The organism is Pseudomonadota bacterium (assembly GCA_018823285.1).
GTDB lineage: Bacteria > Desulfobacterota > Desulfobulbia > Desulfobulbales > JAGXFP01 > JAHJIQ01.
Map to the genome: position 1 here is coordinate 1 of JAHJIQ010000052.1, position 15,926 is coordinate 15,926.

Sequence of the window (15,926 nt, forward strand, 5' to 3'; positions counted from 1 at the left end):
AGTCGGTTGCGGAAGCCAGACCCTTGGTTGCCAGAACCCGCGTTATCGCCGAGGTCAGGGTTGTCTTACCATGATCGATGTGGCCGATCGTTCCAATGTTTACGTGCGGCTTAGTCCTTTCAAATTTCTCTTTTGCCATGATCTTTCCTCAAAAGTCTTTATATAAAACCTTTAATCCTCTTAATTATCCGTTCAGCTTTTTTCTCGGGCACCGTGTCAAAAGTTGCATACTGCATGGTGAAACTGGCACGCCCCTGCGTTGCAGAACGTAAATCGGTCGAATAACCGAACATCTCAGCCAGCGGCACGTTGGCAGTAACGACCTGAATGCCTTCCTGACGGGCACCCATACCAAGAATCCTGGCCCGCTTGCTGTTTAAATCCGCAATCACATCACCGAGATTTGCCTCGGGTAAAACTATTTCAAGCTCCATGATCGGTTCCAGCAGGGTGGGCTGTGCCTGCTCAAGGGCCTTGCGAAGCGCCATGGAAGCTGCAACGCCAAATGCCTGTTCAGAGGAATTCTCCTCATGGTAGGAACCGTCAACCAAGCTGACCCTGATGTCTACGACCGGAAAACCAATCAGGACACCGGAATCGAGACCATCTTCAATTCCTTTCGCAATAGCCGGGATGAACTGGTCCGGAATATTGCCGGCAGGAACCCGGTTTTCAAATTCAAATCCAGTGCCTCGATCAAGGGGGGCAACCTCAAGCCACACATGCCCATACTGAGGTTTGCCGACAGCCTGCTGGTCAAAGAGACCCTCGCCCCGTCCTCCCGTGCCGATCGTCTCTTTGTAGGCGACCTGCGGTTTGCCGACATTGGCGGCAACCTTGAACTCCCGAAGAAGGCGGTCGACAATAATCTCGAGATGTAATTCGCCCATCCCCGAAATAATTGTCTGTCCGGTATCCGGATCCGTTTTCACCCTGAAAGAAGGATCCTCCCGGGTGATCTTGTCCAGACTTTCACGTAGCTTTTCTTCGTCGGCGGTGCTCTTCGGCTCAATGGCCGTCGAAATAACCGGCTCCGGGAAGTTCATCGTCTCAAGTCGGATCGTATCACCCGACTCGCAGAGGGTATCCCCGGTGGTTGTGAACCTTAACCCTACAACGGCAGCAATATCACCTGCCGAAATCTCCGAAACTTCTTCACGCTTGTTAGCGTGCATTTTAAGAATCCGGCCGACCTTTTCTTTCTTGTGCTTGCCGGGGTTATAGACCCTGTCACCCGCATTGAGACTTCCTGAATAAACCCTGATATAGGTCAGGTTGTCGACAAACGGGTCACTGGCGATCTTGAAGGCCAGGGCGCAGAACTTCTCCTTTCTGCTGGCCTCCCGACTCTCATGCACACCTTCGCTGTTTTCACCTTCGATCGCCGGGACATCAAGTGGAGATGGAAGATAGTCAACAATCGCATCAAGCAAAGGCTGCACGCCTTTATTCTTAAAGGCGCTGCCACACAAAACCGGCACAACCTGACTGCTCAGGGTCGCTTTCCTGACAGCCTGCTTGATCTCCTCGACAGAGACAGCTTGTTCTTCCAGGTACTTTTCCATGACACCCTCATCGAAGTCGGCCAACTTCTCGAGGAGCGCCATCCGTGCGGCCGTGGTCTGTTCTTTGAATTCATCGGGGACCGACTTGCTCAGGACCTCAAGCCCCCGCGTACCCTCATCAAAAGAAAGCATCTTCTCTTCGACGAGGTCAATAATTCCTTGAAAATTCTCCTCGCTTCCTACCGGTATCTGGAGAGGCAAGGGATTGGCACCCAGTCGTTTGCCAATCATTTCAATACAGCGCTCAAAATTTGCGCCAACCCGGTCCATCTTGTTCACAAAGGCAACCCGGGGTATATAGTACTTATCTGCCTGCCGCCAGACTGTTTCAGATTGAGGTTCAACTCCGCCGACGGCACAAAAGACGGCGACTGCACCGTCCAGAACTCTCAGGCATCTTTCGACCTCTATCGTGAAGTCAACATGTCCTGGAGTATCAATAATGTTTATTACATGGTCCCGCCAGGTGCAGGTTGTTGCTGCCGAGGTGATTGTGATCCCCCGTTCCTGCTCCTGTTCCATCCAGTCCATGATCGCGTTGCCATCATGAACTTCACCGATCTTATGAGATCGTCCGGTATAAAACAGCACCCTCTCTGTCGTTGTTGTTTTGCCCGCATCGATGTGGGCCATAATACCGATATTGCGTAACCGCAAAAGAGGGGTCTGTGAAGACATTACAATTTTTAACCCTGAATGGCCTGAAAATTCTCACCAGGCTTCTTCTCCAAGCTGACCCTCAAACAACAAACTCGACAGAGAAAGAGGCTTTTTATACTTATTGATTTGTTTTGTCAATCTTTGTGTTGCTTAAAAGTAAAAAAGCAAGATTACCAGCGGTAATGGGCAAATGCCTTGTTGGCTTCCGCCATCTTGTGAGTGTCCTCACGTTTCTTTACAGCTGACCCGCGACTGTTATAAGCATCCATCAACTCACCGGCCAGCTTGTCGGCCATTGACTGCCCTGATCTTTTCTGTGAAAAACCCACCAGCCAACGGATAGCCAGAGCATTACGCCTTTCAGGCCTGACTTCAATCGGCACCTGATAGGTCGCACCACCAACACGCCTTGATTTGACTTCAACCCGGGGCCGAACCTGCTCCATGGCCTTTTCAAAAACATCAAGTGGCTTGTCATCGGAAATACGGCTTTCGAGAATATCCATTGCCCCGTAAAAAATACTGCGGGCCACATTCTTTTTGCCACGCTCCATCAGACCATTAATGAACTTTGATACCAGCACACTGTTAAACCGTGAATCAGGTTCAATCTGCCGTTTGGCAACTATCTTACGTCTTGGCATCTCACAACTCCTTATTTAGGCCGCTTGGCCCCGTACTTGGAACGACCCTGCCGCCTTTCGGAAACACCAAGGGTGTCCAGCGTGCCCCTCACGATATGATAACGAACACCGGGGAGGTCTTTTACCCTGCCGCCCCTGATCAATACAACTGAATGCTCCTGCAGGTTGTGCCCGATACCCGGAATATAGGATGTCACCTCGATTCCGTTGGTGAGCCTGACCCTGGCGACTTTACGCAACGCTGAGTTCGGCTTTTTCGGTGTTGTGGTATATACCCTGACACAAACCCCTCTCTTCTGGGGAGAACCCTGAAGCGCAGGTGTGTTGGTTCTTTTAACCGACTTTTTGCGGCCTTGCCTTACCAGCTGATTAATGGTTGGCATGTATTCAAACTCCATCTGTTCTTTTTCAAAGTGGATCGAAAGCTTCATTAAACTCCGATCAGAAACCCGTTTCACATCTCCGGCGTCCTACAAAATCGGCCAGGCCCTGAAACAGGAAAACGGGATAAATAATCTATACGGTCCGGCTTGTCAAGGACAATCTCATCCCTAAAAAGCAGCAATTATTCAACATCAAGCTGATATCGCTTGTGCCCGGTTCCGGCGGGAACCAACCGGCCCATAATCACGTTCTCCTTCAGACCGCTCAGGTCATCAATCCGGCCAGCCATCGCCGCATTGGTGAGAACCTTGGTGGTTTCCTGGAACGACGCGGCAGAGATGAAGCTGTCGGTGCTGAGCGAGGCCTTGGTCACCCCGAGAAGCAGAGGCTCCGCCACTGCAGGCCGATTCCCACTCCTGAGCAGGGCTTCATTCTCCTCGACAAAACGCCAGGATTCAACCTGTTCGCCGAGCATGAAGGTGCTGTCTCCGACAGAGGTGATGGTGACCCGCCGCAACATCTGGCGAACAATAACCTCAATGTGCTTGTCGTTGATCTTTACGCCCTGCAGACGATAGACCTCCTGAATCTCATTGACCAGGAACTTGGCAAGCTCCTTGACCCCGAGGACCCGCAGAATGTCGTTCGGATCAGAAGATCCGTCCATCAGGGCCTCGCCGGCCTTGACATAATCCCCTTCGTGGACGACGACATGTTTCCCTTTGGGAATAAGATACTCGCGGGGTTCTCCCAGTTCAGGAGTCACAATCACCCGTTTCTTGCCTTTCAGGTCCTTGCCGTAACTGACCTGGCCGTCAATCTCGGTGATCACCGCATGTTCCTTGGGTTTGCGTACTTCAAACAGCTCTGCAACCCTCGGCAGACCACCTGTGATATCCTTGGTTTTGGTGGTCTCACGCGGAATTTTACCAATAATGGTACCCGGTTCAACCCGGTCACCTTCGCTCACCGAGATCAGGGTCCCCACCGACAGACTGTACCGGGCCGGAGAACCTGTTTTGGGAAGTTTCAGGGTCTTGCCCTTGTCATCTTTCAGCGAGATGCGGGGGTTGAAGTTTCCGGTTCTGGGCGGAATGATCTTATGGGTCGACCGGCCGGTGGTTTTATCAACCTCGGCCTGCATGGTAAGACCTTCCTTGATATCGCCGAATTTAACAATACCGCCGATCTCGGTAACAATCGGGGTGGAGAAGGGATCCCATTCAGCCAGGGTTGTCCCGGGCTTGACCTCCTCGCCGTCCTTGACCAGCAGATGCGCACCGTAATTGAGCCGGTAACGCTCACGGTCACGACCTTCGGCACTGACGATCACCAGCTCACCGTTTCGATTCATGGTGATCATCTGGCCCTCGTCATTGACAACGGTGTGGACATCCTGAAGTTTAACCGTTCCGCCATGCTGGGTTGAAATCTCGGCCTGCTCAACAGCCCGACTGGCTGTACCACCGATGTGGAACGTTCTCATGGTCAGCTGGGTACCCGGCTCACCAATTGACTGGGCGGCGATGATCCCGATGGCTTCACCGATATTGACCATATGTCCGCGACCAAGGTCCCGGCCATAGCATTTCACACAAACCCCCCGCCGTGAACGGCAGGTCAGCACGGAACGAATTTTGACCCGGTCGATACCGGCTTCATTGATCACTCTGACTTTTTCCTCATCAATCTCTTCATTGGCCTCTACCAGCAAATCGCCGGTGAAAGGATCGATGATATCGTCAAGAGCAACCCGGCCGAGAATCCTGTCGCCAACGGGCTGGATAATCTCGCCGCCTTCCATAAGCGGTTCGGCCTCAATACCGTCAAGGGTCCCGCAATCCTTGTCCAGAATGGTCGCATCCTGGGCAACATCCACGAGCCTTCTGGTCAGATAACCGGAGTTGGCGGTCTTCAGCGCGGTATCGGCAAGACCTTTCCGGGCGCCGTGGGTCGAGATGAAATACTCAAGCACCGACAATCCTTCCCGGAAGTTGGCCTTGATCGGGGACTCGATAATCTCCCCGGAAGGTTTGGCCATCAGACCACGCATTCCGGCCAGCTGCCTTATCTGGTCCTTGCTGCCCCTCGCTCCTGAATCCGCCATGATAAAGATGGAATTGAAGCTCGGAGTTTCAATAACCTTATTGTTCTTGTCCTTGACATACTCAACACTCATCTCCTTCATCATTTCCTGGGAGACCTTGTCGGTGGCCCTCGACCAGATGTCAACAACGTTGTTGTACTTCTCGCTCTCGGTCAGGACACCATTGAGCCAGCCCTGCTCAACTTCCAGAACGTCCTTTTCGGCCGCCGCCAGAATATCATCCTTGCTGACCGGAATCATCATGTCGTTAATGGAAATGGAGATCCCGGCTTTCGTCGAATGTTCATACCCGAGATCTTTTAAGCGGTCTGCCAGAATAACCGTGCTTTTGCTGCCTGCATGGCGATAGGTGTAGTCGATAAGCTGAGCAAGCTCCTTTTTCTTCAGAACCTGATTGACCTTGCTGAAGGGGACTGCTTCCGGCAGTAATTCTCCGACCAGCAACCGTCCCATGGTGGTCGCAAGAACCTCCCCGTTGATCCGGACCTTGATTGCCGCCTGCAGATCAACCTCGCCATAGTCATAGGCGAGACGCGCCTCATCGAGCGAGGAGAACACCTTTCCTTCCCCCTTGGCCTTGAGCCGCTCTCTGGTCATATAATACAGCCCGAGAACGATATCCTGGGAAGGAATGATAATCGGTTCGCCGTGAGCCGGGGAGAGGATGTTGTTGGTCGACATCATCAGGACCCGGGCCTCCACCTGGGCCTCAACCGTAAGCGGCAGATGAACAGCCATCTGGTCACCATCGAAGTCGGCGTTAAAAGCCGTACACACCAAAGGATGCAGCTGGATCGCCTTGCCTTCGATCAGCAACGGTTCAAAAGCCTGCATGCCAAGACGATGCAGGGTTGGCGCCCGGTTGAGGATGACCGGATATTCCTTGACGACCTCATCGAGGACGTCCCAGACAATTTTGTCCGCCTTCTCGACCATTTTCCTGGCACTCTTGATCGTGCTGACATGGCCCTGCATCTCAAGCTTATTGTAGATGAACGGCTTGAACAGCTCGAGTGCCATCTTTTTCGGCAGTCCGCACTGGTGGAGACGAAGGTGGGGACCGACAACGATGACGGTTCGACCGGAGTAATCAACCCGCTTGCCGAGAAGGTTCTGCCGGAAACGACCCTGCTTGCCTTTCAACATATCGCTCAGCGATTTGAGCGGCCGCTTGTTGGGCCCGGTGATCACCTTGCCGCGTCGCCCGTTATCGAAGAGGACATCCACCGCTTCCTGCAGCATCCGCTTCTCATTTCTGATAATGATTTCGGGAGCGTCCAGCTCCAGGAGCCTCTTGAGCCTGTTGTTCCGGTTGATCACCCGGCGGTAGAGATCGTTCAAATCAGAGGTGGCAAACCGGCCACCTTCAAGGGGGACCAGCGGCCGCAAATCCGGAGGAAGTACCGGGATCGCTTCAAGGATCATCCATTCAGGCCGGTTCCCGGAATCCCGAAAGGCCTCGGCCACATTCAACCGTTTCGCCAGTTTCTTTCTCTTGGCCTCGGAACCGGTACTCCGCATCTCTTCGCGCAACTCGATGGAAAGGGTATTCAAGTCGAGGTTCTGCAGCAGGGCCCGGATTGCCTCGGCCCCGATCCCCACGGCAAACTGGCCCGGATGGTCTTCAAGCGCCTGGCGATACTGCTCTTCATTCAGCAGAGTCCCGACAGCCGGCGCCGGCGCTTCGGATCGGGTCACCACATAGGAATCGAAATAGAGAACCTTTTCCAGTTCCTTCAAGGTCAGGTCAAGGAGATTGCCGATTTTGCTGGGCAGACTCTTCAGAAACCAGATATGGGCAACCGGGGCCGCAAGCTCAATATGGGCAAGCCTTTCCCGCCGCACCTTGGACTGGATGACCTCAACACCGCATTTTTCGCAGACCACCCCGCGGTGTTTCATTCTCTTGTATTTACCGCAGTTGCATTCGTAATCCTTTACCGGTCCGAAGATCTTTGCACAGAACAGTCCGTCCCTTTCAGGTTTGAAGGTTCGATAATTGATGGTCTCCGGCTTTTTAACCTCCCCATTGGACCAGTCTCTGATTTTCTCAGGAGAGGCAAGGGAAATTTTGACAGACTTAAAATTTACCGGTTTCTTAGCTTTGTCGAAAAAGCTGAAAAGTTCATCCACGTTTCACACCTTCTATATGCGTTAGATTAGAATATAAAAATTACCGACGGGTAAATTTCGCATCACTCATCCAGAAGTTCCATGTCGAGACATAGTCCCTGGAGCTCTTTGACCAGAACATGGAATGACTCCGGCAACCCTGATTCCAGGAAATTATCACCCTTGACTATTTTCTCGTACATCTTGGTCCGGCCGTTCACATCATCGGATTTAACGGTCAGGAATTCCTGCAGGGTATATGCGGCGCCATAGGCTTCCATGGCCCAAACCTCCATCTCTCCAAGACGCTGCCCACCGAACTGGGCCTTGCCGCCGAGGGGCTGCTGGGTAACCAGAGAGTACGGGCCGGTCGATCTGGCGTGGATCTTGTTGTCGACCAGATGATGCAGCTTCAGAATGTACATCACGCCGACGGTTACAAGGTTCGCAAACCTTTCACCGGAGAGACCATCGTAAAGCACAGATTGTCCGACCTCGTCAACACCGGCCTCAACCAGCATCTTGCGAATCTCGGCTTCATTGGCACCGTCAAAAACCGGGGTCGCAATATGAATTCCGGAACCCATCCGATGGGCCAGAGCGAGCAGGTCTTCATCTGCCAGACCGTCAAGAAGTGCGTCATATTCTTCTTTGGAATAGACAGTTTTCAGACGATCCTTAATCGCTTTGACATTATGTTTTTCAGCAAAAGACTGGATCTGCTCGCCAAGTCTTTTGGCAGCCAGACCGAGATGAGTTTCGAGAACCTGACCGACGTTCATACGCGAAGGAACACCCAGCGGATTCAAGACGATATCGACCGGAGTCCCATCTTCGAAATACGGCATATCCTCCTCAGGGAGAATTCTGGAAACAACACCTTTGTTCCCATGGCGGCCTGCCATCTTGTCGCCAACCGCGAGTTTTCGCTTGGTTGCCACATAAATTTTGACCATCTTGATGACGCCAGGAGGCAGATCATCGCCTTTGCGCAACCGGTTGATCCTGGCTTCGTATTTTTCAGTCACCACCTTCTTCTGGTTTTCGAACCGTTCCAGAAGCAACTGCAGCTCACCTTCCATTTTGCTGCGTCCGGCAAAATCAATTTTCTTGATCACCGACAGGGAAAGCTCTTCAATCAATTCATGCTTGATCACCTGCCCTTTCTTCAGCAGAACCTGTCCCTTCTTGACCGAGATGTCTTCCCCGGCCTTCTTGCCGGCAATGATATCGGCCAGATTGTTTTTTACCGCCTTTTTAAGACAACTGATCTCGTCGACCATATCGCGTTCAAGAATGGCGACCTCGGCATCATCAATCGCCTTCGACCGTTCATCTTTCTCGACCCCTTTTCGGGAAAAGACCTTGGCATCAATAACCACGCCTTCTACACCAGGCGGCACCCGTAATGAAGTATCCTTGACATCACCGGCTTTTTCGCCGAAAATCGCCCTGAGAAGTTTCTCCTCTGGAGAGAGCTGGGTTTCACCCTTGGGTGTCACCTTGCCGACCAGGGTGTCACCGGCCTTGATTTCCGCACCCACCCGAATCACTCCGCTCTCGTCGAGATTGCGCATTGCCTCTTCGCTGACATTGGGGATATCCCGGGTAATCTCTTCCTTGCCAAGCTTAGTGTCTCTGGACACGGTCTCGAACACTTCAACATGCAGCGAGGTGAAGGTGTCATCCTTCAAGAGGCGCTCGCTGATCAGAATCGAATCTTCAAAGTTGTAGCCCCGCCATGGCATGAAAGCCATGGTAACATTCTTGCCGAGCCCCAGTTCACCGTTGTCGCAGGCAGGACCATCCGCCAGAAGTTCACCCTTCACCACTTTCTGGCCGGGAAGAACAACCGGCCGCTGGTTGAAACAGGTATTCTGATTCGACTTTTTGTATTTTTCAAGGCGGTACACTCCCACCCCGGTCTCGAAGCCATCGGTGCCAGGTTCCTCGTAACGAACGACCACCCGATTGGCATCAACCTCCTCAACCACGCCATTCCCACCGGCAAGAAGACAAACCCCGGATTCCCGGGCTACGGTTTTTTCAAGGCCGGTGCCGACCAGCGGCGCCTCGGTCCTCAAAAGCGGAACACCCTGCCGCTGCATGTTCGATCCCATCAGGGCTCGGTTGGCATCGTCATTTTCCAGGAAAGGAATCAGGGAAGCCGCAACACTCACCAGCTGATTCGGTGAAATATCCATATGGGTGATCTGGTCGGCGGTGGTAATAGTCACCTCTCCTTCCTTCCTGGCAATGAGGTTGTCAGGGACAATGCGGTTCTTTTTATCGACCTCCGTCTTTGCCGGAGCGATAACACGACCCTCCTCATCCAGCGCCGACATGAAAGAAATGTTGTCGGTTACCTTTCGGTTCTCGATCTTTCGATAAGGAGTTTCGATAAACCCATATTCGTTGACTTTGGCATACGCTGCCATGGAAACGATCAAACCGATATTCGGTCCCTCCGGGGTCTCAACCGGACAGATTCTGCCGTAATGGGTGGGGTGGACGTCACGAACCTCAAACCCGGCCCTTTCTCTGGAAAGACCGCCCGGTCCGAGGGCGCTCAACCGCCTTTTATGGGTCACTTCGGAAAGAGGGTTGGTCTGATCCATAAACTGGGAAAGCTGACTTGTACCAAAGAACTCTTTGATCGCAGCTGTGATCGGTTTCGGGTTCACCAGATCATGAGGCATCATGGTCTCCACTTCCTGGAGACTCATTCTCTCCCGGATGGCCCTTTCCATTCTGACCAGACCCATCCGATATTGATTTTCTATGAGTTCACCAACGGTTCTGACCCGACGGTTGCCGAGATGGTCGATGTCGTCAACCTCACCCTGCTTGTCTCGCAAACGGACAAGCTCTTTAACACTCATCATGATGTCTTCTCTGGTGAGGGTGCGGTGGTTGATGTCGGTGTCGACGCCAAGCTTCGCGTTCATCTTGAAACGACCGACAACCGAAAGGTCATAGGTGTCCGGGTTGAAGAACATGTTGTCAAGAAACTGGGTGGCAACTTCCTGGGTGGGAGGGCTGCTTGGTCGTAAACGCCTGTAAATTTCGATGAGCGCCTCTTTGCTGGTCTGCGCCTTGTCGAGAAGGAGCGTCTTCCTGAACGAATCGGTGACACTGACCCCGTCAATGGCCAGGGTGAAGATGGTCTTCACCTTCGCTTCAACCAGCTCGGCCAAAAGGGTTTCGGTCAACTCGACATTACACGGAACAAGGACCTCTTCGGTTCCGGGACGAACCACTTCCCGGGCCACAACCTTCCCCACCATTTCCTCAAAAGATATGCCGATCGTCTTGACCTTGGCCTCGACCATTTTCTGCGCTCTGGTCTTGCCGATCTTCATGCTGGCCTTGAGGAGAACTTCGCCGGTCTTGGGGTGAACAACATCGTAGGGGGCGCTCTTGCCGACATAGGCCTCGGGATCAAAATCCATAAAGGCCATATCGCCCTTGAGGGTCAGCTCCTCAAGATCATAAAAATATGCAAGCAATTCTTCTGTAGAATTGCCCAAAGCCTTGAGCAGTGTAGATACAGGGAACTTGCGCCGCCGGTCAATCCTGACAAAGAGGATGTCCTTGGCATCATATTCCAGATCAATCCATGAGCCACGTACCGGAATGATTCGCGCAGAATAGAGTCTTTTCCCGCCGGCATGGGTTTTCCCGTCATCATGACTGTAGAATAGACCCGGAGAACGCTGCAGCTGGCTGACGATAACCCTTTCCGTGCCATTGATTACAAAAACACCGGTCTTGGTCATCAGCGGAATACTGCCAAGGTAAACAGCCTGTTCCTTGATATCACGGATACTCTTGACCCCGGTCTCCTGATCGATATCGTAGGAAACAAGACGCACCGTAATTTTCACCGGGACATCATAGGTCATGCCCCTTTCAACACATTCTTCCACGGTGTATTTCGGGTCGCCGAAATTATAGCTGACAAACTCAAGTGAACAGGTGCCGTTGAAATCCTCAATCGGGAAAACACTTTTGAAAATCGTCTGCAGACCCTCATCAATCCTTTGGTCCGGCGGAGTTTCAAACTGCAGGAACTTTTCATAGGACAAGCGCTGCATCTCAATAAGATGCGGCTTTTCGACAATCTCTTTGGATTTAGCAAAACTTTTCCTGACTCGTCTCGTTACATTCATTCGGCGTCGTCCTCTTATGATTAACCTGCGGCCCTAAATTTATATCGCGATCCTGCGCTTTTAAAAAACCAGCCATGGCCACGATTTCGCAAACCAACAGCCGGCCCGGGACCTTGAATATCAAAACGCAATAAACGCCACAGGGATTTCGCCCCGTAGCGTTATTACCGGATAACCATTACAGCCGGTGAGCGGCAATGGTTTTGCCGGACGATCTGTTTTGACAGACCGCCCGGCACCTGATCTGAAAATAATTATTTGATTTCGACAGTGCCGCCGGCTGCCTCGATTTTGGCCTTGATGTCCTCGGCTTCTGCTTTGGTCACGCCCTGCTTGATCGGACCGGGCGCACCCTCGACAAGGTCTTTGGCTTCTTTCAAACCGAGAGAAGTAATGGCACGGACCTCTTTGATGACTCCAATCTTCTTGTCACCGGCAGAAGCCAGGATAACATCAAACTCGGTTTTCTCTTCAGCGGCAGCACCGCCACCGTCACCGGCAGCAACCGGACCGGCTGCAAAAGCGACAGGAGCTGCAGCAGAAACACCGAACTTCTCTTCAAGTTCTTTGACGAGCTCGGACAGCTCAAGAACCGACATGTTGGAAATAAACTCGATTACATCTTCTTTTGATACAGCCATTATAAATTCCTCCTGGAATATTTTTTAGATTTAAGCCTGTTCTTTCTGATCGCCAATTGCTTTCAACACATACAGCATTTTCCTCGGGACACCGCTGAGCACCTGAACAAATCCTGTCGGGACTGCGTTCATGACGGACAGCAACTGACCAAGGAGAGCTTCCCTGCTCGGCAGGGTGGAAAGCGCCACGAGTTCGGCAGTGGTCAGGGTTTTTCCGCCCAGTGATGCCGACCTGATTTCCAACTGCGGATGGCTCTTGGCAAAACCGGTCAGCACTTTGGCAGGAGCAACCGGATCATCGTAGGATACGGTTACAGCGGTGGTTCCCTTAAAAAAATCACCGATCCCTTCAAAAAGGGTTCCTTCGACCGCTCTGCGCAGCAAGGTGTTTTTGGCGACCCGAATCTCAGCGTTGTTCTTTCTCAGCTCACAACGCAACTCTTCAAGTTCCGGGACGGTCAGCCCGCGATAATCGGTCACAATAGCAATCTTCGCCTTGGCGAACTTGCCACTGAGGTCTTCGACGATCGTGGCTTTCTCTTCACGATTCAATGGTTTTTACCTCCTTTTCAACTGAGGATTCACAGTTAAAACAGCCGAGGTCGATAAAGAACAGACAGAATAAGATCTTCTGGACGACAGCAAATTCAGGCCGTCGGTTGATCCGCAGCACTAATGAATTTAGTGCCTATATGTCCGGTTGCCTAGGATGGCCTTCACAGAGAATAATAACTGGTCTAAAATTCCTGTTCCGATTAAACCCCGAATGGGGTACCAACTGTCTTCGACATCAAACTGCTTGTTTCAAGCCGGGTTGCACCATGCAGCCAGGCCTTTTATTATTCACGGGGATTACCCCGATGATAATCGTGTCAGGCGCCCTGCTTGATCAATGATTGCACGTCAAGCGGATCAATCTTCACTCCCGGTCCCATGGTCGTTGAAATACTAATCCCTCTGAGATAAACTCCTTTAGCCGATGACGGCTTGAGCTGCATCAACCGATCAATGAAAGCGACGACATTTTCACGGAGTTTCTGCATACCAAAGGATGACTTGCCAACCATCGCATGAACAATCCCGGCCTTGTCAACTTTGAAGTCAACCTTGCCGCTCTTGATATCACCAACAACCTTGCCGACATCAAAGGTGACCGTGCCGAGTTTGGCGTTAGGCATCAGATTCCGCGGACCAAGTACACGTCCGATCTTGCCCACAGTCCCCATCATATCCGGCGTGGCAATGGTCTTGTCAAACTCAAGCCAGCCTCCCTGGATTTTTGCGACCAGATCATCTCCACCGGCATAATCAGCTCCCGCATCAAGAGCCTCCTGGACTTTTTCACCTTTGGCAAAAACCAGAACTCTTTCAACCTTGCCGGTACCATTCGGGAGAGACACACTGCTCCTGACCATCTGATCGGCATGGCGAGGATCAACCCCGAGACGGACTGCCACGTCAAGAGACTCGTCAAACTTTGCATATTTTCCTTTCAGCGCCAGTTCGATACCATCTCCCAGAGCATATACGGTCTCGCGATTCACTTCTGCTGCACTCTGCTGATATTTTTTTCCACTTTTAGCCATAACTTGCTACTCCATTAAATAAAAAACCAAGCGTTCCACCTCTTCAGCCTTTTGACAGATAGAGGCAAGAACCTTTAAATGTATCACTCAACTATCGTTATGCCGCAACTTTTCGCGGTACCTTCAATGGTCCTCATCGCGGTGTCAACATCATAGGCGTTCAGGTCGGGCATCTTGGTCTCTGCGATCTCTCTCAGCTGCGCCCTGGTCACCTTGGCGACCCTTTCGCGTTTCGGATTACTGGATCCGCCCTTCAGGCCTAAAGCTTTGAAAAGGAGCCTTGATGCAGGGGGGGTCTTGGTGACAAAGGAAAACGATTTGTCGGCATAAACAGTGATCACTACAGGAATGATCATATCGCCCTTATCCTGGGTCTTGGCATTAAATGCCTTGCAAAATTCCATTATATTGACGCCACGCTGACCCAACGCCGGCCCAACGGGCGGAGAAGGATTCGCCTTGCCGGCAGGGATCTGCAGTTTTATATATCCATCGATCTTCTTTGCCATCTTATTCTCCTCACTGACACTGCTGAATTAAACCAAAACAAATATGTGATAACGGTCACCCTTTGGCGACCTGAACAAATTCCAACTCAACCGGGGTTTCCCTGCCAAAAATCGACACCATGACCCGGACCCGGCCCTTGTCCGGAAAAACCTCGTCGACAATTCCCTGAAAATTTGAGAAAGGACCGTCGGTCACCCGAACACTGTCACCGACTTCGTACATTACTTTCGGTTTCGGCTTTAAGGCCCCATCTTTGATCCGACCGATGATCTTCATCGCATCATCATCGGAAAGGACCTGGGGGTTCAAATCATCCCCAACAAACCCTGTAACCTTTGGGGTATCCCGCACTGTGTGCCAGGTGTGATCATTCAAATCAACATTAATCAGGATATACCCAGGAAAAAACTTGCGAGAAGAGGTCTTCTTGGCGCCTTTGACCATCTCAACAACCTGCTCGGTCGGAACAAGGATCTCACCAAAAAATTCTTCCTGGCCGGCATTTTTTATTCTCTCTTCCAGGGCAGTTTTGACCTGCTCTTCAAATCCGGAATAGGTATGGAGTATGTACCACGCACGAGCCATAGTTTCAGTCATCAGCAAAAGTTTTATAATTAACCCAGGATATAACCAATCAGTTTACCAAGAAACAGATCGACCGCTCCAAGGTAAACAGCCATGATGGCAACAAGCACCACCACCACCATGGTGGAACCGACAGTATGTTTTTTGTTCGGCCACGCAATTTTGCCGAATTCAACCTTGACTTCAGTCGCAAACTCACTGATCTGCGAAAACCGGAAGCCCTGGGATGAACCCTCAATCTGCTTGACGGCTTTCTGTTTGGTCTTCCCAGACTGTTTCTCGTTCTTATCAACCATCGGTCTCTTCTCTTATTAAACTACCCCTGAACCGTCTGACATGATCAGGATCAAATCTTCATTCACCAGGCTTGTATACAGCGTCAGCCAAGAACCGGCAAAATAGAAAAAGATTGCTTCGCCAGAGCTTTTTGACCAATGGCGAAGCATTAAAAGTGGCAGGCCAGGAGGGATTCGAACCCCCAGCCCCCGGATTTGGAGTCCGGTGCTCTACCAATTAGAGCTACTGGCCTCTTCAGATCCTTCTACTTCGTTTCCTTATGGAGCGTGTGGGTTCTGCAAAAACGGCAAAACTTTTTGAACTCCAGTTTCTGGGGGGTCTTTCGCTTGTTTTTTGTTGTTGTGTAATTGCGTCTTTTACAATCAGTACAACCAAGTGTAATTATATCTCTCATTGTTCCTGCCAAAATAATTGGCCGACAGCGGGCACCCGATGGTCTCGCTGACAGCCAACTTTAAAATTGATTAATCTGAAAACTACTCGACAATCTTGTTAATAACACCGGCGCCTACAGTACGGCCGCCTTCTCGGATCGCAAAGCGCAGTCCGTCTTCCATCGCAATCGGGGTAATCAGCTGCCCTTCGATCGTCACGTTGTCTCCAGGCATTACCATCTCTACTCCCGCCTGAAGGTTTACAATCCCGGTCACGTCGGTCGTCCGG

Annotated in this window: 14 protein-coding genes and 1 tRNA gene; all 15 read right to left on the minus strand. The window is 51.6% G+C overall.

The genetic code is table 11. The features are described from left to right. On the minus strand, positions 1-139 hold a 139-nt coding region (gene tuf / locus KKG35_12375; protein MBU1738924.1), incomplete at its 3' end, for an elongation factor Tu. A 19-nt stretch (positions 140-158) separates the two neighbouring features. Beyond that, complete coding sequence (gene fusA / locus KKG35_12380; GenBank protein MBU1738925.1) at positions 159-2,243, minus strand: elongation factor G; 2,085 nt, start codon at positions 2,241-2,243, stop codon at positions 159-161. Positions 2,244-2,395: 152 nt separating this feature from the next. Continuing rightward, entirely contained in the window at positions 2,396-2,869 is a 474-nt protein-coding gene (gene rpsG, locus KKG35_12385; GenBank protein MBU1738926.1) for a 30S ribosomal protein S7, read from the minus strand. Between the two features lie 11 nt (positions 2,870-2,880). Next, entirely contained in the window at positions 2,881-3,252 is a 372-nt protein-coding gene (gene rpsL, locus KKG35_12390; GenBank protein ID MBU1738927.1) for a 30S ribosomal protein S12, read from the minus strand. 182 nt (positions 3,253-3,434) lie between these two features. Continuing rightward, positions 3,435-7,493: a DNA-directed RNA polymerase subunit beta' gene (gene rpoC / locus KKG35_12395; GenBank protein MBU1738928.1), complete on the minus strand. Its 4,059-nt coding sequence runs from the start codon at positions 7,491-7,493 to the stop codon at positions 3,435-3,437. 62 nt (positions 7,494-7,555) lie between these two features. Continuing rightward, on the minus strand, positions 7,556-11,644 hold the full coding sequence (gene rpoB / locus KKG35_12400; protein ID MBU1738929.1) for a DNA-directed RNA polymerase subunit beta: 4,089 nt from the start codon (positions 11,642-11,644) through the stop codon (positions 7,556-7,558). Positions 11,645-11,898: 254 nt separating this feature from the next. Next, on the minus strand, positions 11,899-12,285 hold the full coding sequence (gene rplL / locus KKG35_12405) for a 50S ribosomal protein L7/L12 (protein ID MBU1738930.1): 387 nt from the start codon (positions 12,283-12,285) through the stop codon (positions 11,899-11,901). A gap of 30 nt (positions 12,286-12,315) precedes the next feature. Further along, on the minus strand, positions 12,316-12,837 hold the full coding sequence (rplJ, locus tag KKG35_12410; protein ID MBU1738931.1) for a 50S ribosomal protein L10: 522 nt from the start codon (positions 12,835-12,837) through the stop codon (positions 12,316-12,318). 320 nt (positions 12,838-13,157) lie between these two features. Further along, on the minus strand, positions 13,158-13,871 hold the full coding sequence (gene rplA / locus KKG35_12415; protein ID MBU1738932.1) for a 50S ribosomal protein L1: 714 nt from the start codon (positions 13,869-13,871) through the stop codon (positions 13,158-13,160). Positions 13,872-13,954: 83 nt separating this feature from the next. Next, positions 13,955-14,380 carry a 50S ribosomal protein L11 gene (gene rplK / locus KKG35_12420; protein MBU1738933.1) on the minus strand — a complete coding sequence of 142 codons (426 nt, stop codon included), beginning with the start codon at positions 14,378-14,380 and terminating at the stop codon, positions 13,955-13,957. A gap of 55 nt (positions 14,381-14,435) precedes the next feature. Next, positions 14,436-14,966, minus strand: a complete 531-nt coding sequence (gene nusG, locus KKG35_12425; GenBank protein MBU1738934.1) for a transcription termination/antitermination protein NusG — start codon at positions 14,964-14,966, stop codon at positions 14,436-14,438. A gap of 29 nt (positions 14,967-14,995) precedes the next feature. Next, positions 14,996-15,262 (minus strand): preprotein translocase subunit SecE, encoded by a 267-nt coding sequence (gene secE, locus KKG35_12430; GenBank protein MBU1738935.1) that lies wholly within the window; start codon positions 15,260-15,262, stop codon positions 14,996-14,998. 156 nt (positions 15,263-15,418) lie between these two features. Continuing rightward, positions 15,419-15,495: transfer RNA gene (locus tag KKG35_12435), tRNA-Trp, on the minus strand. Between the two features lie 12 nt (positions 15,496-15,507). Continuing rightward, complete coding sequence (gene rpmG / locus KKG35_12440) at positions 15,508-15,657, minus strand: 50S ribosomal protein L33 (protein MBU1738936.1); 150 nt, start codon at positions 15,655-15,657, stop codon at positions 15,508-15,510. An 82-nt stretch (positions 15,658-15,739) separates the two neighbouring features. Further along, a partial coding sequence (gene tuf / locus KKG35_12445; GenBank protein ID MBU1738937.1) for an elongation factor Tu occupies positions 15,740-15,926 on the minus strand: 187 nt, incomplete at its 5' end.

Excerpts from the sequence above, each read along its gene's own strand:
- fusA (MBU1738925.1), bottom strand. The coding sequence starts at position 2,243 with ATGTCTTCACAGACCCCTCTTTTGCGGTTACGCAATATCGGTATTATG.
- rpsG (MBU1738926.1), bottom strand. The coding sequence starts at position 2,869 with ATGCCAAGACGTAAGATAGTTGCCAAACGGCAGATTGAACCTGATTCA.
- rpsL (MBU1738927.1), bottom strand. The coding sequence starts at position 3,252 with ATGCCAACCATTAATCAGCTGGTAAGGCAAGGCCGCAAAAAGTCGGTT.
- rpoB (MBU1738929.1), bottom strand. The coding sequence starts at position 11,644 with ATGAATGTAACGAGACGAGTCAGGAAAAGTTTTGCTAAATCCAAAGAG.
- rplL (MBU1738930.1), bottom strand. The coding sequence starts at position 12,285 with ATGGCTGTATCAAAAGAAGATGTAATCGAGTTTATTTCCAACATGTCG.
- rplA (MBU1738932.1), bottom strand. The coding sequence starts at position 13,871 with ATGGCTAAAAGTGGAAAAAAATATCAGCAGAGTGCAGCAGAAGTGAAT.
- rplK (MBU1738933.1), bottom strand. The coding sequence starts at position 14,380 with ATGGCAAAGAAGATCGATGGATATATAAAACTGCAGATCCCTGCCGGC.
- nusG (MBU1738934.1), bottom strand. The coding sequence starts at position 14,966 with ATGGCTCGTGCGTGGTACATACTCCATACCTATTCCGGATTTGAAGAG.
- secE (MBU1738935.1), bottom strand. The coding sequence starts at position 15,262 with ATGGTTGATAAGAACGAGAAACAGTCTGGGAAGACCAAACAGAAAGCC.
- rpmG (MBU1738936.1), bottom strand. The coding sequence starts at position 15,657 with ATGAGAGATATAATTACACTTGGTTGTACTGATTGTAAAAGACGCAAT.